Genomic DNA, 25,311 nt, shown 5'->3' on the forward strand with positions numbered 1-25,311 from the left:
AATTCTGTAAATATTATTGCGCGTTATTCTTTTTTCATTTTCCCACGGAATGACAAAAGGTAGTTTTAAATTTATTTTTATTTAAAATTACATTAATTTTGTACAACTTTTTAAAAATGCAAAAACTCTTCTACGTCATCATCGGTGCAACGCCGAAAGGCAGAACAACAGAGCAACACGATGTTTTCTTTGGAATTGCTGAACATATAAAAGATTTAATCCCCGAAATGAAAACATTTTGGCCGGAAACTAAAGGAAAATTTCATTTAGACGCTTACCAGGAAGTGAGATTTGTTGACGGTTTTGAACTTAAAATTGTTCCGAGAACTTCTACTAATGAAAATATTTCTAAACATTTATTTTTCATTAATCTTGGTGGCTACAAACCTGGCGTTTTTCAAGAATTTCATGAGATGCATTTAATGGCCGGGAAGAAAATGTCAGAAATTATCAAACGTGTCAAGAAAACCGAATTTTATAAAACCTTTGGTTTTACGGGCGCTGAAAGTCACATCGACGATAAATACGCCGTTGACATTGATGATATTTACAAAGTTGATGATTTACTTTCGTTGAAAACAAAAGAAAAATACCAAATTATTTTAGTAAAATCTTCCGCAGAAAATCAGGAAAATATAACGAATATTGGCTATTTCAGTTTAAAAAGTTTAAAATAATTTTGTCTCAAATCTCAAATCTCAAATAATATGAAAATCGGAATTCTTGGCGGCGGGCAATTGGGCAGAATGTTTATACAAAATGCGTTGAATTATGATGAAGAAATTTACACTTTAGATCCATCAAAAGAGTCTTCTTGTGCAACTATTTCGTATTTCACACAAGGTGATTTTAATGATTATGAAACGGTTTTAAATTTTGGAATAGATAAAGAAGTTGTTTCCATTGAAATTGAACACGTGAATGTTGACGCGCTTTTTCAATTGGAAAAAGAAGGCGTGAAAGTAATTCCATCTGCGGAAATTATTAAAATTATTCAGCAAAAAATTATGCAGAAGGAATTTTATTCAAATAATGATATTCCAAGTCCAGATTTTCAAATTATTCAAAATAAATCTGAGTTAAATTTTCCGTTTCCTTTTGTTCAAAAATTAAATACGGGCGGTTATGACGGCAAAGGCGTGCAAGTCATTAAAGATGAAAATGATTTAGAAAATCTTTGGAACGAGCCGTCGGTAATAGAAAGTTTGGTCGATATTGACAAAGAATTATCGGTAATTTTAGCCATCAATGAAAATGGGGAATGCAAAACTTTTCCAGTGACGGAAATGGTTGCCGATCCAAAATTAAATTTACTTGATTTTAATATTTGTCCAGCAGTAATTTCCCAAAATATTGAAGATCAAATTTCAGAAATTGTTGAGAAATTTAAAAATGCTTCAAAATCTGCAGGTTTATTCGCAATAGAATTATTTTTAGATAAAAATGGTAAAATTTGGGTTAATGAAACCGCGCCAAGATTGCACAATTCTGGGCATCAAACGCAGGAAGGAAATGCTAATTCTCAGTTCGAACAAATGTACCGCGTTTTAAAAAATCTTCCTTTGGCAGACACCGATTCATTTGGTTATAGCGGCATGCTAAATTTGGTGGGCGAAGAAAATTGTTTCGGAAAAGTTAAATATGAAGGTTTGGAAGCAGTTTTAAATTTACCAAAAACTTACGTTCATCTTTATGGAAAAAAGGATACAAAACCCGGTCGCAAAATGGGACATATTAATGTTTTGGCAGATTCAAGAGAGGAACTTTTGGATAAATTAATCCATATAAAATCTTTGGTGAAAGTGGTTTCTTTCTAAAAAGAAAATTCCTGATTTTTCTGATTGGGCAGAATTAGAGTTCTTATTTTTAAGTAAAATTAAAAAAAATATTTAATGTAAAACTTTGTCAAAGTTACTATTGCGACGCTTTAAAACTTTGACAAAGTGTAGTTTATACTCCCTAAAAACTTTGTCAAAGTTACTATTGTGACGCTTTAAAACTTTGACAAAGTGAGAGATAGCAAGAAATTTAAGTAAAAAATGAAATTATAATTAATGTAAAACTTTGTCAAAGTTACTATTGCGACGCTTTAAAACTTTGACAAAGTGAAAGAATGTATCGATAAAAAACGAAATCAAACCATTTCAAACCATTTCAAATCTTTAGATTTCCCTTAATTATCCTTAAATTTGTGTTACTTTAAAAAAATAAATGGATTACTTAAAAGGCTTGAACGAGCCGCAACTTGAGGCTGTAACGACTTTAGAAGGCCCTTTAATGGTTCTTGCAGGCGCAGGTTCTGGGAAAACACGCGTGCTTACAATGCGAATTGCACATCTGATTACAAATTTAGTAGATCCGTTTCATATTTTGGCTTTAACCTTCACCAACAAAGCCGCAAAAGAAATGAAAGAGCGGGTTGCAAAAGTTGTAGGGCAAAGTGAAGCACGTAATCTTTGGATGGGCACATTTCACTCTGTTTTTGCTAGAATTCTTCGCAGTGAAGCCCATTACATAGGTTTTCCTTCAAATTTCACCATTTACGATTCACAAGATTCTTTGAATGTGATGAAGAAGGTCATTAAAGAATTAAATATTGATGCTGACCAATATAAAGCGAAAAAAGTACTTTCAAGAATTTCGCAGTATAAAAATAATTTAATTACCGTAAAGGCTTATTTCAATAATCCCGAATTGTTAGAAAATGATGAGCGCGCGAATCAGAAACACATCGGTGCGATTTACCAGAAATATGTGGAAACTTGTTTTAAAAATGGAGCGATGGATTTTGATGATTTATTGCTTAGAACCAATGAACTTCTCACAAGATTTCCGGAAGTTTTGGCAAAATACCAAGATCGATTTCGCTATATTTTAGTAGATGAGTATCAGGATACAAACCATTCTCAATATTTAATAGTGAAAGCTCTCGCTTCAAAATTTGAAAATATTTGCGTTGTGGGCGATGATGCGCAGTCGATTTACTCTTTTCGTGGTGCGAATATTTACAATATTTTAAATTTTAAAAAAGATTATCCAGATGCCGTAACGGTTGCTCTGGAACAAAATTACCGCTCAACGCAAAATATTGTGAACGCGGCCAATGTGGTAATTGGTAAAAATCTTCAACAATTTAAAAAAAATGTCTTCAGTGAAAATGAAGTTGGAGAGAAAATAAAGGTTTATCGAAGTTTGTCTGACGCAGATGAAGCCGCTTTTGTTGCAAGCAATATTTGGCAACTTCATAATTCTGAACAAATGAATTTTGATGATTTTGCAATTTTGTACAGAACCAATTCACAGACGCGTGCTTTTGAAGATGCTTTAAGAAAGAAAAATATTCCTTACAGAGTTTATGGCGGTTTAAGTTTTTATCAACGGAAAGAAGTAAAAGATTTAGTCGCTTATTTGCGTTTATTGGTCAATCCAAATGATTCTGAAGCATTGTTTAGAATCATTAATTTACCAACACGTGGAATTGGTGATTCTACCCAAAATAAATTAATTGTTTTTGCTGATGCACACAATATTCCGGTTTCTGAAGTTTTAAATAATCTCGGGCAATTTGCGCCGAATTTGCAATTGAACAACGGAATCATCACTAAACTTGCTGATTTTTGGGCAATGATAAAAGCCTTTCAAGTAATGTTGAAAGAAGAAAATGCCTATACCGTTGCAATGGAAGTGGCGAAACGAAGTGGTTTAATAAAAAATTTAAAAGAAGATCAAACGCCTGAAGGAATTTCCCGAGTTGAAAATATTCAGGAGTTGATGAATTCTATGCAAGGCTTTATCGATGAGCAAATACAAGTGGAAGATGGCGACCCAAGTTTGTCTAACTTTCTTGAAAATATCGCACTTTCTGCTGATACGCAAAAGGACAAAAAAGATGATGACTCGCCGAAAGTTTCATTAATGACGATTCACTTATCGAAAGGTTTGGAGTTTCCTGTCGTGCATTTGGTTGGTTTGGAAGAAAATCTTTTTCCCAGTTTTATGAGTAGTTCCACACGCGAAGAATTGGAAGAGGAAAGAAGACTTTTTTATGTGGCTTTAACCAGAGCAGAAAAGCGCGCCTATTTTAGTTATGCAATCTCTCGTTTCCAATGGGGGAAAATTACGGATGCTGAACCTTCGAGGTTTTTAAGTGAAGTAGATTCTGAATATTTAGAATTGATAAACCCTGCGATAGAAAGCAGGTTCGTCAATCATTCTGGTTTAAAATCTAATATTTTTGATGAAGCACCTTCAGAAACCCGATTTTTTAAAAAGAAAGAACCAAAAAAATCTTTAAACAGAGATGAACCACAGATTATTCCTAAAAATTTAAAACCAGTTTCTACCGCGAAAATCATTAATCCAAGTGGCAGTTCTTCGCAAGACATTGAAGTGGGAGATAGGGTTCGTCACGATCGTTTTGGTGTGGGCGAAGTTCAGTTTTTAGACGGAACCGATCCGCAAAATATTAAAGCAAAAGTGATTTTTCAACATGAAGGTGAGAAAAATTTAATTTTAAAATTTGCTAAACTTACTAAGATTTAGTTTGCGAGCCAAGAATCAAGATTTATGAAATTTTCATTGATGTTTTTTGTTCTGTTTAGTTGTGCTAAGAAAAGTTCTTCAGAAAAATTCAGTAAAATTGTAATTAATGAAGATATTCAAAAAAATGATACCATAAAACTTTTATCAAAATATCCGGAGCTTCAAAATGTCTTTAGGAAAAATGAAAATGATAAGAAGCGAAGTGCTTACATTCTGCAAACATTAATATTTAATTCAAAAAATTCAAGTCTTTACAATAAAAAAGAATATTTTGATAATTATATTTCGGAAGTCAAGAAAGTTGGCGATACTTTAGAAATAGCACTAAATAATAATAATGGATACTTTGGCAATGGTATTTTAATAAAATGTTTCAATGGAAATTATTTTATAAAAAATTTCGATCCAAATGTTTTACATAATAAACAAAAACTTGTTGATTATGAATTATTAAAAGAAAAATTAATTTTAAATCGTTCAGATTTAAAAAAAGGAGATAGTATTTTCGGTTTTATAAATTATACTTGCAAAGTCAGGAATTATTATTCGAAAAATATGACAGGCTATTTTAAATCTAAAATTGATTAAAAAACTTTGTCTTAATTATTAAACCTTCAAGGTTTTTAAAACCTTGAAGGTTTGAATTAAAGGTTTGAAATTATTAGAAAAAAAACATTGAAGGTTTTTTAAAAGATTTCAAACGAAATAAAACATTTGGAACATTAGTTTTTCACCGGAATATTCGCTAAAATTTCCTGTAAAAATTTCCAAAATTTTTGGGTTGAAGAAATACTTGCGCGTTCGTCTGGGGAATGTGCGCCGCGAATAGTTGGCCCAAAAGAAACCATTTCCATTTCTGGATAATTAGCGCCGATAATTCCACATTCTAAACCAGCGTGACAAGCGACAACTGAAGGCGTTTCTCCAAATTGTTTCTTATAAATTTCTGTCATAATCGTGATAATTTCTGCGCCTGGTTTTGGTTTCCAACCTGGATAAGAACCAGCAAAATCAACATTCATTCCTGCCAATTCAAAAACAGATTTTAATTGGTTTGCAACCGCTGTTTTTGAGGATTCAACAGATGAACGAGAAAGGTTTAAAATTTTCAATTCGCCGTCTTTTAACTCCACGCGTGCCACATTATTAGAAGTTTCTACCAAATCTTTTACGTCTGGCGACATTCTATAAACGCCATTATGAGCGGCATTTAGAGCATAAATTATTTTTTTAGAATCTTCTTCTGAGATGGCTTTTTGTGCAGAACTTGTATTTTCAATATTGATTTGCAAATCTTTTTCAATCGTTGCAAATTCTTCTAAAATTTCAGATTTTAATTGAAGTGCTTTTTCAATAAATTCTACGGAATTTCTCACAGAAAAAACCGCATTTGCCTCTCGCGGAATTGCGTTTCTCAAACCACCGCCATCAATGGAAATTAACTGAATATTTTCATTTTCCAGTCCTAAAAATAATAATCTTCCAAGTATAATATTGGCGTTTCCAAAACCTTTAATGATATCCATTCCGGAATGACCGCCTTGCAAACCTTTAACGGAAATTTTCAAAATTTGTCCGCGAGATTCTTCTAAATTATAAGTTTGCGAAGCTGTAACATCAACTCCGCCTGCGCAACCGATATCAATTTCATCATCTTCTTCAGTGTCTAGATTTAATAAAATTTCACCGTTTAATTCACCTGGTTTCAAACCGATTGCGCCTGTCATACCAGTTTCTTCATCAATGGTGAAAAGTGCTTCTAAAGCAGGATGTGGCAAATCTTTACTTTCTAAAACCGACATAATTGCAGCAACGCCCAAGCCATTATCTGCGCCCAAAGTGGTGCCTTTTGCTTTAAGCCAATCTCCTTGAACTTCCATCTCAATGCCTTGTGTTTCGAAATCGAAATTTACGTCGTTGTTTTTTTGACAAACCATATCCAAATGACCTTGCATCACGATTGGCTTCCGATTTTCCATCCCAACGGTGGCTGGCTTTTTAATAATCACATTTCCTGTTTCATCTACTCGTGTTTCTAAACCTAAATCTTCGCCAAATTTTTTCATAAAAGCAATTACGCGTTCTTCTTTTTTCGAAGGTCGCGGCACGCTGTTTAAAGCAGCAAAATTTTTCCAAATAATTTGAGGTTCGAGTTGCGTAATATTCATATTGTTCTTGTTTTCCGTAAAGGTACGAACTTAGCAAGTTTTTTTTAGTTAAAGAAATTCTAAATTATTTTTAAACATATCAGATTTTTCGAATTTCGATTTCTAAAATATTTCATTAAATCGTAACTTTTACCATTAAAAAAACAAAGGAATAATTGAAAATCTGTGGTTTTCTTGGCTTTTAAACTATTTTTAAAATGTAAGATTTATTTATTGTGTTCTTTGGTATTCTTTTTGTGATTATTTTAAAAACTATTAGATGAAAATTAATTTAAACAAGAAAAAATTAAATATCTGTGCATTTTTAATTTTTTCACTTTTTTTGGTTCAGTGTAAAAAGGAGCGAAATTCGGTTTCTGCGCAAATTCCTTCAGTTAAAAGCGATATAAAAGAAATTCAAAAGCCGAAAAATATTAACAAAGAAGACTCTATAAGTAAGTCTAAAATAGCATATTCCGCTTTTATTTTCCCGAAGAAAAAGAAAGATTCTGCAATGGCTGTTTTTAAAAAAAAATATTCTGAACCGGAACGCTATACCATTTTAGCATTAAATCGATTAGATGAAAAAAACAGTTGGCGTGCAGATACTTTGATGATTCCAAGTAAATTTGAAGACAATTTTTTAAAATATAGCCCATTTCCTGCCCAAATTTCTTTGCTCAAAGATGTAAAGAAATTTGTATTTTTTTCTTATCCAATTCAGGCTTTTGCTGTTTATGAAAATGGAGAATTAAAAAAATGGGGACCGACAAGTATGGGAAAAAAAGCAGCCAAAACCGAAACAGGGTTGCATTTTACCAATTGGAAAAGTAAGGAAGCGACGAGCACGGTAGATGCTAGTTGGAAATTACCATTTAATGTGAATATCGCAAACCGCTTGGGAATCGGATGGCACGAGTACGATTTACCCGGTTTTCCTGCGTCTCATTCTTGTTTAAGATTATTGAGAAAAGATGCGGAATGGTTGTATAGTTTTGCAGACCAATGGATTTTATCTGCTGACGGAAATACGCTGAAAGCAAACGGAATTCCTGTAATTGTGTTTGGCGAATATGACTGGGGCGGACAAAAACCTTGGCGTAAATTGGCGCAAAATTCAATGGCTAATTATTTATCTGAAAGTGAAATGAACAAAATTATTCAACCATATATTGATAGAATTTTAGCAGAGCAAAAAAAACGTGAAGAGGTGATTATGGCGCAGAATTAATTTTTTTTGATTCTAAATGTAAAGTAGATTCTATTGCAAAATTGCGCAGTTCTTCCATTTGTTCTTTTCCTTTTTTTCTTCCAATTCTGCCGGCAATATAAGTAAGAAAGATTAATCCCAAAAATACCATAGATGTTGGAAAAGCCCACCCAAAACCATCGTGTTTGATCTGTTTTGCTACGAAAAATAAAGTGATACAAACCATCCAACAAATTCCGAACGTAAAATAAAGAAACATAAAGAACGTCCAAACTGCGGAACTTGGGCCAAAAACGCCGCGGATACAAGTTTTATTTTCTTCTGCATCAAACTCTGTTCGCAAAGCCAAAAAGGGTTTCCAATAGTTGTCTGCCTTTGTTTTTACTGTAATTAAAGCCGTTTCATTATTGATATTCCCAGCGAAACGGTGTTCGTTTTTTTTAAGAAAACCTTTAAGAAGCAAAGTATATTCTTCTTTTTCAATGCTTGTAAAAAGTTTAAATCTCGGGCGAGAGCGGATTTGGTCGAAAGTAGATTGTTCCATATTAGTCTTGATAGGGAATTGGGTCTTCTAGAGTAAAATTTAACTTTAAAATTTCAAATTTTCTTTGAATTTTAAAACTGATATTTCGGCCTTCAGAAGATTTTAATAAATTTAAAATATCTTGCAAACTAAAAGTTGATGCTTTTCTATTATTAATTTCTAGAATAGTGTCGTCTTTTTTAATGCCTGCACGAAAAGCAGGAGAATTTTCCCTTACAGCAGCGATAGAGAAAATTGGCTTTAATGTAAATTTATATTTGATAGCATTTTCGGCATTGTAAACTTGGATGCCGCCATCGTTTTTTGTGTTATTTTCTGTTTTCACTTGCACCACATCTTTTTCCCACTGCATACCATCTTGCTTAATGTCTAATCCACTCATATTAAAGAGAAAAGGCTCATTGAAATTTCTATTTTTTTTGAGGTATATTTTAGAATTTGGATAATCAAAAATAACGGTAAAACGCCGCAAAACATCGTTTCCAATTGAACCCTTTCTGTCTTTGGCGATAGATAAATGCTGGATGGAATACTCGTCTGGCATTGCGGTAAGTGGTTTTTCTAAAGTAAAATCGCCGATGGATAATTCTTTAATTCTGCTTCTTTTGCCATAAATATCACCATTGAAACCGCGCCCCAAATAATCTTGAATATTTGGTCTGTTATACACAAAATCTTTGATCAATTTCGGGAAAAGCCAAATGGCATCGCTATTTCCTAAATCAAGAAGAAGTTTTGATGGTTTTGCTTCTTTAGACATTTTCACAGAAGCCATCATGTAGGGCTTTTTACCTTCTATTGAGATATCAAATGCTTCAAATCTTCTTTTTTTTCTGTTAAAATAATTGTCATCGTTATAAATCGTGATTTTCTTTGAGATGTAATCAATTTTCACCTGATGATTCTTAAAAAAATTAAAGCCAATAATACCATTCACAGGAATACCCACGTGCGAAGAAAAATTGAACTCTTCGTTTAAAATTAAAAAAATAGTGTGCGCATGATCTTCAAAATCTTTTCCAATTTTCACCTCATTTTTTACAGATTTCAAACCATAAAGATCTACGGTTTCTCCCAAACCTGCAAATTTTACCTTTTCTGTATTTTTAAAAAGCACTTCTTTGTCGTCTAAACTAAACAAAATAGTTTCTGCAACACCCGAATCTAGAAGAAATGTGAGATTTACGCCATTTACATTAACAGGAATAAAAATTAAATTGTTAATCAATTGGAAATGTACAACAGTTTTTTTTTCAGCGCGCGTTGCGAAGCCTAAATCTTGTGCTGAAGTAAGATTTAGAAGTGCTAAAAAAAATAAGATAAACCAACATTTCATTTATTGAAATTACAACTTTTTTTTATAATCTAATGTCATAAAATATATAAAATTCCTCCTTTTTTAAGTAACATTCGATCGTCTTATTCTACTAATTAGAAAAAATTTATAATGCTGAAAGCAGAACATGTTACTAAAACTTATAATGCCGGCAAAAAACTAGCGCTGGAAGATTTTTCAATAGATGTTCCTGAAGCGTCAATCTACGGGCTTCTCGGTCCAAATGGCGCCGGAAAAACGACTTTTATTAGGATTATTAATCAAATTACACAAGCCGATTCTGGGAAGGTTTTTATTGATGGAGAACTTCTAAACGCCTCTCATATTCGCCAAATAGGGTATATGCCAGAAGAGCGCGGTTTGTATAAAAATATGACGGTTGGCGATCAACTTTTGTATTTTGGGGAACTAAAAGGAATGTCTAAAAGCGACGCCTTGAATGAAGCCAAATATTGGTTTAACCAGTTGCAAATAGACCAATGGTGGAAGAAAAAATTAAGTGAACTTTCTAAAGGAATGGCGCAAAAAATACAATTTGTAGTGACCGTCTTGCACCGGCCAAAATTGTTGATTTTAGATGAGCCTTTTTCTGGTTTCGATCCTGTGAATGCCAATTTAATTAAAGATCAAATTTTAAAATTAAAAGAAAGCGGCACCACAATTATTCTCTCCACGCACCGAATGGAAAGTGTGCAGGAAATGTGCGATAAAGTGGCTTTGATAAATAATGCACGAAAAATAATTGACGGAAAAGTTTTTGACGTGCGGGAGAAATTTAAGAAAAATATTTTTTCAATCACGATATCTGATGTTCAAAATGAGGCATTTGAACAGTTTAAAAATAAGTATGGAGTTGATAATATCTTAAAAGATAACCAACTGATTTCCTTTGAAATGAAAAGTGATATTTCCCAAAAAATCATTTTGGAAGATTTGCTTTCTAGCGGAAATATCCGAACTTATGATGAGAAAATCCCAAGTATGAATGAAGTTTTTATTAATGCAGTAAGCGCACCAACAACTTAAAATGAAAAATATAATCCTCATTACCAAACGCGAATTTCTAACGCAAGTCAAAAAGAAATCTTTCGTAATTTTAACCCTTTTAGCGCCGGTTTTGTTTATTGCTTTTGGTGCAATTATCGCGTTTATGTTTAAAGCAAACCAAACGAAAAGCACTTTTGATGTGGTGGATAAAAGTGGTGTTTTTGCTGAGCATTTAAAATCTACAGAAAGTATAAAATATGTTTACGTACCGGAAAGCGCCGAGAAATCAATAGTTTCGGCATTAAAGGATATGAAAGGAACGGATGGTATTTTGATTTTGCCCACTTTAAAAAATAATGATTTTGATACTTTTGAAAAGGAAACAAAACTTCTATTAAATACTAAAATTGGTTTTGATACCAAACAGCAAATTGCTTCTGATATTTCTGGCTTGGTGAAAAAAGTAAAAATAAAGAATTTAGGCCTTACTGAAACGCAACTCGATGCTTTAGATAAGAAATTTGAGTTGAACACCAAAAATGTTTTAAACGACAATAAAAGTGATTCCGATTTAAGTTTTGGGGTGAAATCTGGTTTAAGCATGATTCTAATGTACGCTGTTTTTATGTTTATTATTATTTATGGCGTTCGTGTGATGCGAAGTGTTTTAGAGGAAAAAAACAATCGTGTTGTAGAAATTATCATCTCATCAGTAAAACCATTTGAGTTGATGATGGGCAAAATTTTAGGCGTTACTTTTGTTGCACTCACGCAATTTTTGGTGTGGATAACTATGGCTGTGATTGGCGCATTGTTTTTAAATACAGGATTTTCTGCGATGAAAAATCAAGTTCCAGGCGGGCAAAATTCAGCAGAAATGATGAATAAATTTGATATCCAGCGTATTGCAACACAAATTTCTCATACTTTGCTAGATTTGAACTACGGTTTAATTATCATTGTTTTCATAGTATTCTTTTTACTTGGATATATTTTTTACAGTTCTATGTACGCTGCAATCGGCTCGGCGGTGGATAACGAAACTGAAACGCAGCAGTTTACACTTTTTGCGATTATCCCTTTAATGCTTGGAATGTATGGTAGTTTTACAATTATGAATAATCCCGATGGGCCGCTGGGATTTTGGCTTTCGATGATTCCCTTTACCTCGCCAGTTGCGATGATTGCGAGAATTCCGTTTGGCGTGCCGATTTGGCAAATTATTTTGTCGGTTTTAATTTTACTTGCTACTACTTTGTTAATGATTTTTATTGCTGCGAAAGTTTATCGGATTGGAATTTTAATGTATGGCAATAAAGCAACGGCAAAAGAACTTTGGAAGTGGATTAGAAGTTAGTTTTAAAGTTGTCTAATTTGGAAGTTAATATTTTGACCGCGATAGTTTTATCAAAATAAATTAATATTTTTAGAAAAGAATATCCATTAAAATTTTAGAAAAAAATTAACCATTAATTTAGTTGATTTTTTTTAATTATTTACAAATTTGAGGTCGATTATTAAATAATTTTGAAACATAAATTGGAAAGTGCTAAAGATTGACACAATTAGCTTGCAATTCATTGATAATCATAAAATTAATTTAAAGATCGAAATCAGGCTCTAAAAGTTATTTTTCCACAAAAATTTCTTTTCTGAAACTCCCGTCTTTATTGGGTAATTCTATAACCAAATTTTCGTTTTCCAAATATCCTAAAGTAGTAGTTCCATCTCTTAAAATGATATGATAAACATCTTTTTTAGATGATTCGCGAAAAGTAGCAAAAGGAGTTGAAGTATCAGGAGAAATTAAAATAAATTGGCCACTTCCGATTGGTTTTTTTTGATATTTCGTATTATTATTAAAATAGTTTTGATTTTTGGCGGGAGATATAATATCAGAATACGGTTTTTTTGTCTTATCTTCAATAATTGCTGATTCTTTTTTATTTGTTTTTTCGTTAGACTTTTTATCTAAATTGGCAATTTTTGATGATGAATTTTCATTTGCTAAATCTACTTTAACTTCGGATATTTCTTTAATTGGTGAAGATTTTTGGAGATTTACCATACTTTTCTGAAGCGCTTGCTGATAGCCAATTTCATAATCTTTCTCACTAGATTTACCTTCTTGGGAGAGGAATGCCTTACCATTACAATCTGTGGCTTCAAAAGTTAATTTATTCGTAAATATATTTCCGGATTTTAAAATATTAATTTTTGCCACTTTACAAGGATTTTGTTTCAGTTCTTCTGGCCAGTTGCCTTGCACTTCTTGTAAAACTTGGTATCCTTTTTCTTTTAATTTAGAAACCAATGTAGAGTTTAAATGGTATTGATTGTTTTCAAATTCTTTAAAATCTTTGGGCACATAGACGTATTTGTAGTCAGAAAGTTGCTGTGCCGTGCAGTTTGCAGAACTTATAATTAAAAGAATGTAAAGAAGATTTTTCATTTTTAGATTTTTTTAAAGTCATATGTTATCGCCTTAATCTTCATTTGCGTTGGTTTGCAAACTTTTTAATGGCGATTTCATAATTAAATAATTCTATAAAGATATTGAATTCAAATTTTAAAGTAATCTAGACGGATGATTTTTAGAGAATTAATTTAAAGATAACAAAAAAACCTAAATCTTACGATTTAGGTTTTAATATTAATATTTTGAAATTATCTTTTCGTTCTGCCTTTTCCTTGTGATTTTGCATCTTGTGCTACACGGAAACCGATCCACCCAAAAGCGCGGGTTTCATCTTTAAATCTTCTTTGTCCTGGATCTAACCAGTAAGCCGTATCTAGCCAAGATCCACCTTTCACAACACGAACTTCGTCTGAGATTCTTGTAGTTCTAGAAACAGGATCTTTTTGCAGTATAACACGTCCTTTAGCGTCCACAATAAATTTCTTTCTGTTGGCATTATACATATTGTAATCTGCATTTGTGCTATCTTGCTCGCGTCCGTAACCAGCGTCTAAAGAAGATTGAAAATCACCATCTCTAAAGTTTCTGTCATCGGAGGTTACTTCTCTCGCATATTGACCCGGAAGTCCTTTGTAAACCAATCTTCCATCAGCAAGTGTATCGTATTTTACGGTATTGTCTTCTACTTTTTTATAAGTTCCATCTGCATTTTTTTCTGTAGATCTAGTTACATTTCCTCGGTAATAATTGAAATCACTAGCTTCTTCATCAATAATCGGTCGATAAACATCCGCCGTCCATTCTGCAACGTTTCCAAACATACCATAAATACCTAAATCATTAGATGGAAATTGTTTTACGTCAGATGTCGTCGGTGCACCATCGTTTTTCCAGCCTGGAACACCAGAATAATCTCCTGCGCCCATTTTGAAATTTTCTAGATACATTCCTTTATTACGTCCTTTGGTACCTTTCAGTTTGTCAACTTCTGGTTCTTTTCCTTTAGTTAAATTATAGACTCTATTTTTTTGCTGTCCAAGTGCAGCAAATTCCCATTCCACTTCGGTTGGCAATCTAAATTTTTCTACTAAACCAGCAGAGGCGTTTCTGTTCGCTGCGGCAATTCTTGTGTTGGTGGTTTTTATACCAGTAGATTTTTGCAATTTATTTTTATCTAATAATCCATCCAAATCGGCATCGTTTGCCTTGTATTTGTCTAAATTAAAAGCATTTCCACCTTGGTTGTTGGATTCATTTGTATAATAATCTTTAGGAAGAACACCTTTATCCATTAATGCTTTTTCGTTAGCGCGATCCGTCAGCCAATCACAATACCGTGAAGCTTGTAGCCAAGTTACGCCTACTACCGGATAATAATCATATTCTGGAGATCTAAAATAGGTTTCAGCGAAATCATTTCGCGAAAGTTTATTATTCCAAACCAAAGTATCTGGCAAAGCACCAGTATAAATGTCTTTATAATTGGGATCTGATGGTGGAAAAACAAATTTCAACCAAGTTACATATTCTCTGTATTCGTAATTTGTAATTTCAGTTTCACCCATAAAAAAGGAACTGACCTGCATTCTGTGCGGCGTATTATTCCAATCGTGCATTACGTCATCTTTTACCAATCCCATGGTAAAAGTTCCGCCTTCCACATAGACCATTCCTGGCCAGCCTTTTTGTTTTTGCTGTTTTCCGGTAAAAAACCAACCTTTTTGGTCGTTTGGTTTCCATCCTGTTTTACTGGTAAAACGCTTTGTTCCGCCTCCTTTTTTGGAATTGCCTCCGCCACAACTCGTGAGCATAAAGGCTGCGCTTAATGTTATTAGGAAAAACGACTTGAGTTTTTTCATACTGTCATAAATATTTTCAGGATACAAAGAAAAAATAAATAATCCGATTAATCAAATAATGATTTAGGTTTTTTGAAAAACGTCGCTAAATAAATTTTATTGTATGATAAGATTATTTTAAATTTTTCGTTTAATTTGCAGTTCATTTACAATCTATGAAACGCAATTTACTTTTAATTATTTTTCTATCACTTTATTCCTTGGCATTTTCGCAGAATATTGCAATAAAATGGGATGGTGCTAAAACTATGGATTTTGGTGCAGAAAGCAAAAATTTGCCTTTTTTTTCAAATGCGGGGTATAATTTTGAGCAAGGAAATGTTTATATTCGAGTAGAAACAAAAACTTCAGACAATTTAACTGCGGATAATTTAAAATGGGAACCAATTGCAGAGAAAGATCTTTTTGATATTACTAAATATGATTTATTACCATATAATGATATAAGTTCTGGTTCATACGTAAAGGAGGGAGAAAGTTACTCTTCAGTTCGCATTGCTACTTTTAAAATAGAAAATAACCAAATCTTTAGGCTTTCGAGTTTTAATTTGGTTAAAGAAAAAGTTTCGCAAAGAAGTAATTCTTCGAAAAACCTTGGCACCACAGATAATCCTTTAAAAACAGGAACTTTTTATAAAATAAAAGTTGATAAATCGGGTATTTTTAAAATTACAACTCAATTTTTGCGCGCTAATGGCATTAACCCTTCTGATATAAATCCAAAGAATTTTAGAATTTATGGAAATGGCGGTACAATGTTGCCAGAATATAACCAAGATAACTACTACAAATCTTTGCAAGAAGATGCAATAGAAGTTAAAGGTGAAGATGATGGTGTGTGGAATGATGAGGACTATGCACTTTTTTATGCGCAAGGTCCTAACGGTTTCAATTTATATAAAGGTGCGCTTGGCTCTGCAACAAATAGATTGACGGAAACGCGAACTGATCGCAGCCTTAATGTAAAAAACATCTATGAAGATTTTTCTTATTATTTCATCAATTTTGACACAGGACCAGGAAAAAGAGTTCAAAACCAAGATGCTAATTTACCTTCACAATTACTAACGAATTATGATGATTACCAAGTCTTAAATGAAGATAAAACCAACTTATTGAATATAGGCCGTGTATTCTTAGGCGATTTTTTTAATACCAATAAAACCGTTTCGTTTACAACACGTTTGCCATTAAAGGCAACAGATAGGGTGACTTATAAGGCGCAACTGGCACCTTACCAATTTCAAGGGAATTCTATTAAAATTGATATCAATGGATTGGCTGAAACTAATTATAGTTTTAGTTCAACTACACAAGATTATGTCTTAACCGATTATCTTGGTACTGTAAGCAATATTACAGGAAACCAAATAAACTTTAATTTTAACCCCACTTTTGGAACAAATCCAAATGGTATCGTTTACCTTAATTACGCTGAAGTAAGTTATAAGCAAGATTTAATTTTTAATGGTACACAAATGAATTTTCGGAGTTATGATATTTCCGAGAATAGCAATACACTTTACGGTTTTAGCCTTTCTGATACTTCTTCTTTGGAGGAGGTTTGGGATGTTTCTGATGTTACAAATGCAAGCAGAAAAGTAAATAAATCCACAGCTGGTAATTTTGATTTTGGCTATTTAGCAAATACAAACTTTAATAATGAATTTGTCGCTTTTAATAATTCGGCTGCTTATGACCCAATTTTTGTGGGTAAAATAGATAATCAAGATTTGTCTTCACTTTCAAACATCGATTACCTTGTAATCACCGTGCCAGAAATGATGGGGCAAGCGCAACGCTTGGCTGATTATCATAAAATTAATGATAATTTTAATGTTGCAGTAGTTGATATTAATAAAATTTATAATGAATTCTCTAGCGGTAGTCAAGATATTACAGCCATCAGAAATTTCGTAACAAGATTGAATACTACAAATGGCAATTTGAAATATTTAATGATTTTGGGTGATACATCTTTTGATTACAAAGGAATTGAATACCCAAATTCACAAGTCGTACCAAGTTATGAAAGTGAGTATAGCCAAAGTTTTGTATCATCTTTTGTAACTGATGATTATTATGTGATGACTTCTCCCCAAACTTATACTAATGTGCAAAGTCTTTTGCCCGATCTACCAGTAGGAAGATTGCCAGCAGCTAATGTGGCCGAAGCAAAATTATTGGTAGATAAAACACTGGCTTATTATAATGCTTTGCCTGGCCAATCTACACCATTTGGCGAATGGCGTATGAAATTAGATTTCGCTGCAGATGATGATAATGATGGCGGAACACCTTTCCATACCGTGATGAACAATGCTATTGTAGCAAATTTTGAAACCGCAGCCACGGATAAACCAGAATATAATATTCGTAAATTATACCTAGACTCTTTTCCTGCAGTAAATACAGCAGGTGGGCAAAGATATCCACAAGTAAATCAAGCCATTAGTAGTGATATTAGCAATAGTTTATTTTTGTTTTATTTCGGGCATGGCGGCATAAACGGTTGGGCACAAGAGCGCGTACTCACAAGCGCAGAAGTAGATAATTTTAATAATTATAATAATGTTTATAGCAGGTTTCCATTGGTTTCTACCATCACCTGCGAATTTACACTTTGGGATGATCCGGCTACATTTTCCACAGGAGAGCAAACAATAAAATCTAAAACTGGCGGTGCAACTACGATGATTACTTCTAGCAGAGCCATCGGTGTAGGTTATGGTGTAGAACTTACGCGCTTATTTATCGACCAAATATTTAAACTTGATAATGATGATTTTAGAAGTTTAGGAGACGCCTTCTTGCAAACTAAATTATTAAAAGGTCCAAATTCTAACCATTTTAAAGTTAATTTTTTAGGAGATCCTGCCATGAAACTAAGCAGACCACAAAAATTAATTACAATTGATAATATAGAATCGCCAGTTCCAGGGCAATTGCGGGCACTAGATTTCGTTACTATTACTGGAGAAGTGAAGAAAAAAGACGGCACCTTGGATACTAATTTTACAGGGAGAGTGTCAATTAATATTTTTGATAAAAGAATAGATAAAAAAACGCTAAATAATGACGGTAATCTCACACCAATTTTAAATTACACAGAAGAAGGAAGCCCAATAGTAAAGACATCTGGCGTAGTAACTAATGGTAAATTTGCCGTTAAATTTTACGTTCCAAAGGATATTAATTATACCATCGGAACGGGCAGAATCTTGGCTTATGCAGATAATAAGCAACGTGATGTATTTGTAAATCAGCCTTACCAAATCGGAGATATTAATCCAGATGGCCTTAATGATAATACGCCGCCTGTCGTTCATCTTTTTATGAACAATACCAATTTTGCAGATGGTGGAATTACCGATCAAAACCCCACACTTCTGGCTTGTGTGAGTGATAATACGGGCATTAATTCTACAGGTTCAGGTATCGGGCACGACATTACTGTAATTCTTGATGGGCAAGTTATCAACACAACTGTTTTAAATGATTTTTATTTTTCAGGAGAGGGAAATGGCTGCGTGAATCCTACTTTAGAAGATTATCAAAAAGGAAATGTGTCTTATCCGTTCAGAAATTTAGCAGTAGGTCCACATCAATTGGTATTTAAAATTTGGGATATCAACAATAATTCTACCACCGCAACGTTAAACTTTATAGTAAAGGATGAAAGCAATCAGCAATTAATTGTTAAAAAATTACTAAATTGGCCAAATCCTTTTACAGATAAAACTTATATTCAATTTGAGCATAACTGCGCAGATATTTTAGATGTAAATGCACAAATTTTCACCATCACCGGAAAACTAGTGAGAACAATTTCCACACAAGTTACGGCAGAACCTTTTTTCCAAGGATTTAGAACGCCAAGAACTGCAATAGAATGGGATGGAAAAGATGATTTTGGCGATACTGTTGCAAAAGGCGTCTATATTTTTAAAATATTTGCTCGCAGCCAAAACCAAGATAAATGCAAAGGAAGCGCTACTGCAGTTGAAAAAATGGTGCTGTTAAAATAAAACAAAACGAAAAAAAATATTTATGATGTTAAATAAAAAACTATTATTAACTCTTGGTCTTGGCTTAAGCGTCACCGCTTTTGCCCAAAATTTAGAAGACATTAGGCCAGTTCTTACGGGTGCTCCATTTTTAAGAATTTCTCCAGATGCACGTGCCGGAGGGATGGGCGACCAAGGTGTGGCCACTTCTTCAGACGCATTTTCGCAATTTTGGAATGCGGCTAAATATCCGTTTAGCAAAACAACTTCCGCAGTTGGGATTAATTATACACCGTATCTTGGTAAATTAACCAACGATGTATTTTTACTTTACGGCGCTTATCACCAGTTTTTGGGAGATGAAGAGCGTTCCACCATTTCTGCCAGTTTATATTATTTTAATTTAGGCTCTGTAGATTTAACGAAATTAGTAGGTAGCGAAGTCGTTTCAGAAGGTACCGCAAAACCAAACGAATTTTCAATAGATGTTGCGTATGGTTTAAAATTAACCGATAATTATTCCATGGCGGTTACAGGTCGTTTTATTAGATCAGATTTATCTGGCGGCTTTAATTCTGATAATACTTTAAAACCCGCAAACTCTTTTGCTGTAGATGTTTCTGGTTATTTTTTAAGCAATAGAGGACAAAGTTTTGGCGATTATGAAGGACAAGCGAGAGCAGGTTTCGCCATTCAAAATTTAGGGCCGCGTTTAGATTATACCGGTAATGATGAATCTAAATCTTATCTGCCTACCACTGCAAGAATTGGTGCAGGTTATGATCTTTATATTGATGATTTAAACAAAGTAGGCATTAGTGTAGAAGCCTCAAAACTTTTGGTTCCTGGCCCAGAAATTACTGGTACAGACTTAAACGGAAGCCCAATCTATAACGTGCCAAATGTAGGCGTAATCGAAGGAATTAGTAAATCTTTCAATAATCCAAAAAGTACCATGATAAGTGGAGCGTTAGAATATTCTTACGACAATGCTTTTTCTTTAAGAACAGGCTATTTCCACGAGAGTGCAGAGCAAGGCGGCAGACAATATGCCACAGTTGGTCTAGGCTTAAAATACCAATCTTTCGGTTTAGATCTGTCTTATTTAATTAATACTTCAAAAATAAACTCAGCATTAGACAATACTTTACGATTCGGCCTTACTTGGACGATTGGTGAAGAATCCTCAAACGCACAAGATTATTAAAAATTATTTTTTTTAAACTAAATTTTAAAGGAGTCTCCATGGTGAGGCTCTTTTTGTTTAAAGAAGTTTAATTTTGCTAAAAGTTTTCAAACTAATGTCTTATACTTCAGATTTAAAACGTTTCATTACCAGCCAGTATATTTATGCTGCCGTGCGCGTTACTTTGGCCGTTGTAGTTCCTAGTATTATTTTGGCTTATTTTGGCTTGCTAAAAGAGTTTTTTTTATTTCCACTTGCTACTACTTTTATTGGGCTTACCGATCAACCTGGCCCTGTAATTAGACGTAGAAATGCAATGTTACTCGCCGTTTTTTGCTTTATTATTACGGCTACAATTGCAAGTTTAGCCAAAGAAATACCTCTTCTAATTTTTTTAGAACTTTTAGTTTTTGGCTTTTTTTATAGTATGATTGGCGTTTATGGGCAGCGCTTATCGTCAGTTGGATCTATAACATTAATCGTGCTCGCTATTTTTATAGACGGCCATCTTACTGGTAATAATACTTTAAAAAGTTTGATTACTTTTCTGGCTGGAAGCCTATGGTTTGTCTTAGTTTTTTTAATTTTAACACGGCTTCAACCTTACAAATTAGCCAGTCAGCAAATAGGTGAAAACTATATTTTATTGGGCGAGTATCTTAAAATTAGAGCGCAACTATATCTTCCAAACCCCAATTATGAATCTATTTCCCATGAAATTATTTCGCATCAAATTAAAATAAAAAACCTGCAAGAAGACACACGCGAAACCGTTTTCCGAACACGCGAAATAGTGCGAGAATCTACAACCACAAGCCGTTTGCTGATGTTGATGTTTCTCAATTCTATAGATTTACACGAAAAATTAATGACTTCCGAAAGCGACTACAAAGCGCTGCATCAAGATGCAAGGAACCAAGATGTTCTTTCTGCAATGAATGTTTTTCTCTTAAATTTGGCCACAGAAATCACGAATATTGGGATAGATTTGCAATCTGGCACCAAAGCAAAGCCTTTAGCCAATTTAGATAGTGAACTCGAAAAACTTTATACCGTTTACTACAACTACAGAAACACTAAAATGGGTAGCGAAAATTTGGAGAACTTTATGATTTTGCGCCAGATTCTGATGCGAATCACCGACCTTAATTCGGAAATAAAAAAAATCTACACCATTTTTTCACAAGATGTAAAATTAGCAAAAAGTCTCTCTTCTGGTTTAGATGTACGAAAATTTTTGAGTACAGAAGAAAAATTAAACTTTAAAGTTTTTCGAAATAATTTAAGCCTAGATTCAAAACAATTTCGCCACGCCATTCGCGTCACTTCCGCCTTAATAATAGGTTATGGCATCACAAGGTTTTCATTTTTTCCTGTTGGCCATGCTTATTGGGTTTTAATTACAATTGTAGCCATTATTCGCCCCAATTATAGCATCACAAAACATCGAAATTATGTTCGATTATTCGGCACTATTTCGGGCGCCATCATCGCTTATTTGTTATTATGGCAAATTTCTAACAATACAATTCTGCTGTTTTTCTTGTTGGCGAGTATGATTTTAGCATTCACTTTTTTAAAAAGCAAATATTTTTGGTCGGTTTTGTTTATTACGCTTTACGTTTTTTTAGCCTTTAATTTTTTGAAACCAGGCAACATCAATGTTATATTTAGAGATAGAATTTTTGACACTTTTGTGGGCGGTTTTGTGGTTTTTTTAGTTTCCTATTTCATTTTGCCAGTTTGGGAGCATACCCAAAATATAGATTTAATGAAGGTTGCAACGCAAGATAATATCAATTATTTTAAAGTTGTGATGCAAAATTTTGAGGTTGAAAAGTCTGAACAAAACGTTCAAGATTATAAAATGAAAAGAAAGGCCGCTTTGGTTTCTCTGGCCAATTTATCAGATAATTTCCAACGGATGCTTTCCGATCCCAAAAATCAACAAAAAAAATTAGAAAAAGTGCACCAATTTGTAACCACTGCGCATCTTTTTACCGCTTATTGTGCATCTCTTTCCCAATATTTTAATGGCAAAAATTTCAAAAAATATCCTGAAATAGATGCCAAAAATTGGACTGCAATTATAACTGCAGAACTTCAAAAATCTTTAGCTATTTTAAATAATGTGAAGCAAGATTTTCCCACAGAAGATTTAAAAATTCCTGAAAATGAATTAGAATTTTTATTAAATAAAAGAAAAGCCGAATTGGATGAAAATGAACCGACCGACCGCCGAGATCCTACAAAAATTTCACATTTAGCAGAATTGAAAAACATGACTGAACTTTTAGAATTAATGTCTGACGTAGCCCGCGAACAAAGAAAAGCACTGAAAGATTTTCAAAATTTTGTTGAAGTTTAACCATTGAAAATAAGAGTTTTCTACAAAGAATAAATAGATTTGCAAGCATTTCAAAGAAGTCAAAAAAAATTTATCTGCTCTAAATAAAGACCAATATTTAAAATCTCTAATGTGACTTACGTGTTAAAAAAAACTTCGAGGTTATAACCTCAATCCACAATCGTAAAACAAAAATCCTCAAAAAACTTCACCCGCGCTGAAAAATGGTCGCAATTGTTGTCATCATAAACAGAGCAATTTATTTTGTTTAAATTTTTCAAATCAAACGGCTCCACTTTATAATTTCGTTTTAAAGACCAATAATTAGAATGGTGAATTTTGTATAAACTTTCCTTCACAGACCAAATTACCGTTAAATATTCCATTTTATCTTGTTCAGAAAAAAAAGTGGCTTCATCTGGATAGATAAATTTATGCTCGATTCTTAAAATTTTTGGGTTGAATTTTTCCATATCAATTCCTATTTTTTCTTTAGAAACTGCAACAGCGGCGAAGGGAAACGAATGCGTAATAGAAATACAATAATCTTTCGGCACGAGGAAAGGCTCTCTCTCTTTGTATAAAATTTTATGAGAAGGTAAAATACTTTTCAAGGCTTTTCTTACCAAAAGTGCTTCTGTTATTTTAGTAGGATGGTAATTTTTTATTTTTTCTAGATTTTCTGTTTCAATTAAATTTTCAAAATCTAACTCTTCGTCTTCATCAAACTTCCAGAGCAAAATAGTGGCTTTTTCATCGGAAAAATCTTTATAAAGTGGCATAGTATAAAATAGTTTCGAGCAAAAATAAGCATTCTTACAAAAGAGAAAGAATTATATGTGTTTTTTTTAAAATGCTGAAATATAGTGATTTGCGAGTTTTAAGATTAATTATTATATTTGGTTTTAACTATAAAAACAGCGATTATGAACAGGAAAAAATTTTTGAAACGAGCGTCTTCTGGCGTTTTTGCAGCGGCTTTGCTCCCTATTTTATCATTCAAGAAAAGTAAAGGTGTAACTCTTGATAAATTTATTAGCGAACATTCTTACAGAGTTAAAAATATTAAAATCTATCTCACTTTTACAATTACAAAGTATTTTTTCGAAAATTATGAAAACGCGCGGAAATATATAGTTTTATCTGCTAAAGATAACAATGAGATAAGCGGAGAGTACGATTTTGTCTCTAAAATCACAAAAAAAAGAGATGGTAAAGATGTCTTTATTATTGATTGTAAATTTTCTTCTTACAAAAAAACTTTTAAAAATGAAGATATAATTTATGGATTTTTTGGTAATAGAATCACGCTAGAAATTCAAGACAAAAAATATGCAATTATTACAGATTCAAATGGGAAAAAGAATTATTTCAAATTTTTATCAACTATAGTTGATAATACTGATGATGGATATTATGACGATTGTTTTTTAACTTCTGCATGTGTTGCTCACAAGGGTTTTGCAGACGATTGCAAGGAATTAACAACTTTAAGAAATTTGCGCGAAAATATTATGAAGCCCGATATTAATTACAAAAATTTAATTTCAGAATATGAAGAAATCGCCCCGAAAATGCTTTTAAATATTAATCGCGCGTCGAACAAAGGGGAAATTCTAGATAGCATTTATGAAAATTTAGTTTTGCCCTCAGTGTCAATGGTAGAAGCGGGTGATAATATCAAAGCCATCGAACATTACAGAGATTTTGTGGAAGAAATGAAAACGCTTTATTTATAATTATAAGCAAATTAAAGGGTTCCACTTTATCTTATTAGGATAGATGAATATTAAGATTATTTTTTAAATTTGAAATAACCAAAAATTACATCTATGAACAGAAAAAAATTTTTAAAACAAGCCTCTTCTGGTGTTTTGGCAGCGGCTTTGCTCCCGATGTTATCATTCAAGAAAAGTAAAGGCACCTCACTTGATAAGTTTAGTACGGATGATTTTTACAAGGTTGGTGAATTTACCCAAGCAAAATTTATTTTTGAAGTGGATTCGGAATTATTTAATCCTAATATTTCATCCCGAGATTGGGTTTTCGTATCATTAACACTTACCAATCCGCCAGATTCTACCTATGAATTCATTTCGAAAACTTCAAAAAACAAAGGTGGAAAAAAAATGCTTGTGATTGATTGTAAATTTTCAACAGACCAAGCAAGTCACGATCCTGATGATATAATTATCAATCGGTTTGGGAGAAATTTCACATTAGAAATTTTAGAAAAAAAATATGCTACTATTAAAACAATATATGGAAAAAAATATCGATTCAGTTACACAGAAACCGTAGAAGATAATCCTATGGGTTGTTTTTTAACTTCTGCATGTGTTTCGCACAAAGGTCTTCCAGATGATTGTGATGAATTGACGAAACTAAGAAATCTAAGAGAAACCGTGATGAATCCAAATCCGGAATATTCAAAATTAATTAATGAATACAAAATCATTGCACCAAAAATGCTTTTAAACATCAATAAATCTTCAAATAAAGATGAAATTTTTAATGTTATTTATGATCAATTAGTTACGCCGTCAATTGCACTTATCGATTCGGGCAAAAACAAAGAAGCCATCGAACATTACAGAGATTTTGTGGAAGAAATGAAAACGCTTTACTTGTAATTTTTCAAATCAAAACTTTTATGATTTGCATAAGATAAGTTTAATTTTTAAATGTTAAAAAGTATTACTAATTAAAAATAAATAGTAAGATTTT

18 protein-coding genes are annotated in these 25,311 nt (G+C 32.8%); 12 read left to right on the forward strand and 6 right to left on the reverse strand.

What is annotated here, in order from left to right; genetic code table 11:
• The first annotated feature begins 116 nt into the window (after positions 1-116).
• From C4S29_RS00540 to C4S29_RS00555, 4 genes are all read left to right on the forward strand, one after another.
• Entirely contained in the window at positions 117-677 is a 561-nt protein-coding gene (locus C4S29_RS00540) for a DUF1543 domain-containing protein (RefSeq protein ID WP_103912176.1), read from the forward strand.
• A 30-nt stretch (positions 678-707) separates the two neighbouring features.
• A complete protein-coding gene (locus C4S29_RS00545) occupies positions 708-1,817 on the forward strand; it encodes a 5-(carboxyamino)imidazole ribonucleotide synthase (protein WP_103912177.1) in 1,110 nt (369 codons plus the stop codon).
• 394 nt (positions 1,818-2,211) lie between these two features.
• Entirely contained in the window at positions 2,212-4,542 is a 2,331-nt protein-coding gene (locus C4S29_RS00550; protein ID WP_103912178.1) for an ATP-dependent helicase, read from the forward strand.
• A 24-nt stretch (positions 4,543-4,566) separates the two neighbouring features.
• Complete coding sequence (locus tag C4S29_RS00555) at positions 4,567-5,130, forward strand: hypothetical protein (protein WP_146063236.1); 564 nt, start codon at positions 4,567-4,569, stop codon at positions 5,128-5,130.
• Between the two features lie 134 nt (positions 5,131-5,264).
• On the opposite strand, the gene C4S29_RS00560 is transcribed toward C4S29_RS00555, so the two are convergent.
• A complete protein-coding gene (locus tag C4S29_RS00560; protein WP_103912180.1) occupies positions 5,265-6,710 on the reverse strand; it encodes an aminoacyl-histidine dipeptidase in 1,446 nt (481 codons plus the stop codon).
• Between the two features lie 259 nt (positions 6,711-6,969).
• Here C4S29_RS00560 and C4S29_RS00565 point away from each other — a divergent pair, with 259 nt between their 5' ends.
• Positions 6,970-7,920, forward strand: coding sequence for a L,D-transpeptidase (locus C4S29_RS00565; RefSeq protein WP_103912181.1), 951 nt, complete (start codon positions 6,970-6,972; stop codon positions 7,918-7,920).
• Here C4S29_RS00565 and C4S29_RS00570 read toward each other — a convergent pair.
• Positions 7,904-8,443 carry a hypothetical protein gene (locus tag C4S29_RS00570; protein ID WP_103912182.1) on the reverse strand — a complete coding sequence of 180 codons (540 nt, stop codon included), beginning with the start codon at positions 8,441-8,443 and terminating at the stop codon, positions 7,904-7,906. The genes C4S29_RS00565 and C4S29_RS00570 overlap by 17 nt on opposite strands.
• A 1-nt stretch (position 8,444) precedes the next feature.
• Positions 8,445-9,779, reverse strand: coding sequence for a PDZ domain-containing protein (locus C4S29_RS00575; RefSeq protein ID WP_103912183.1), 1,335 nt, complete (start codon positions 9,777-9,779; stop codon positions 8,445-8,447).
• A gap of 111 nt (positions 9,780-9,890) precedes the next feature.
• Between C4S29_RS00575 and C4S29_RS00580 the strand changes: the two genes are divergently transcribed.
• Positions 9,891-10,805, forward strand: coding sequence for an ABC transporter ATP-binding protein (locus C4S29_RS00580; RefSeq protein WP_103912184.1), 915 nt, complete (start codon positions 9,891-9,893; stop codon positions 10,803-10,805).
• 1 nt (position 10,806) lies between these two features.
• A complete protein-coding gene (locus tag C4S29_RS00585) occupies positions 10,807-12,123 on the forward strand; it encodes an ABC transporter permease (RefSeq protein WP_103912185.1) in 1,317 nt (438 codons plus the stop codon).
• Between the two features lie 270 nt (positions 12,124-12,393).
• On the opposite strand, the gene C4S29_RS00590 is transcribed toward C4S29_RS00585, so the two are convergent.
• Positions 12,394-13,218: a hypothetical protein gene (locus tag C4S29_RS00590; protein WP_103912186.1), complete on the reverse strand. Its 825-nt coding sequence runs from the start codon at positions 13,216-13,218 to the stop codon at positions 12,394-12,396.
• 215 nt (positions 13,219-13,433) lie between these two features.
• Positions 13,434-15,044 (reverse strand): gliding motility lipoprotein GldJ, encoded by a 1,611-nt coding sequence (gene gldJ / locus C4S29_RS00595; RefSeq protein ID WP_103912187.1) that lies wholly within the window; start codon positions 15,042-15,044, stop codon positions 13,434-13,436.
• 155 nt (positions 15,045-15,199) lie between these two features.
• Here gldJ and porU point away from each other — a divergent pair, with 155 nt between their 5' ends.
• The 3 genes from porU (at position 15,200) to C4S29_RS00610 (ending at position 22,605) form a co-directional block, all read left to right on the forward strand.
• A complete protein-coding gene (gene porU, locus C4S29_RS00600; RefSeq protein WP_103912188.1) occupies positions 15,200-19,072 on the forward strand; it encodes a type IX secretion system sortase PorU in 3,873 nt (1,290 codons plus the stop codon).
• 22 nt (positions 19,073-19,094) lie between these two features.
• Positions 19,095-20,258, forward strand: a complete 1,164-nt coding sequence (porV, locus tag C4S29_RS00605) for a type IX secretion system outer membrane channel protein PorV (protein ID WP_103912189.1) — start codon at positions 19,095-19,097, stop codon at positions 20,256-20,258.
• Between the two features lie 94 nt (positions 20,259-20,352).
• Positions 20,353-22,605 carry an FUSC family protein gene (locus tag C4S29_RS00610; RefSeq protein WP_103912190.1) on the forward strand — a complete coding sequence of 751 codons (2,253 nt, stop codon included), beginning with the start codon at positions 20,353-20,355 and terminating at the stop codon, positions 22,603-22,605.
• A 149-nt stretch (positions 22,606-22,754) separates the two neighbouring features.
• Here C4S29_RS00610 and C4S29_RS00615 read toward each other — a convergent pair whose 3' ends face one another.
• Positions 22,755-23,366, reverse strand: a complete 612-nt coding sequence (locus tag C4S29_RS00615; RefSeq protein WP_103912191.1) for a 4'-phosphopantetheinyl transferase family protein — start codon at positions 23,364-23,366, stop codon at positions 22,755-22,757.
• A gap of 144 nt (positions 23,367-23,510) precedes the next feature.
• On the opposite strand from C4S29_RS00615, the gene C4S29_RS00620 reads away from it, so the two are divergent.
• Positions 23,511-24,323 carry a hypothetical protein gene (locus tag C4S29_RS00620; RefSeq protein ID WP_146063237.1) on the forward strand — a complete coding sequence of 271 codons (813 nt, stop codon included), beginning with the start codon at positions 23,511-23,513 and terminating at the stop codon, positions 24,321-24,323.
• Between the two features lie 93 nt (positions 24,324-24,416).
• Positions 24,417-25,217: a hypothetical protein gene (locus C4S29_RS00625; protein WP_103912193.1), complete on the forward strand. Its 801-nt coding sequence runs from the start codon at positions 24,417-24,419 to the stop codon at positions 25,215-25,217.
• Positions 25,218-25,311: the final 94 nt, after the last annotated feature.

It is taken from the genome of Halpernia humi (assembly GCF_900108025.1).
Taxonomy (GTDB): Bacteria; Bacteroidota; Bacteroidia; order Flavobacteriales; family Weeksellaceae; genus Halpernia; species Halpernia humi.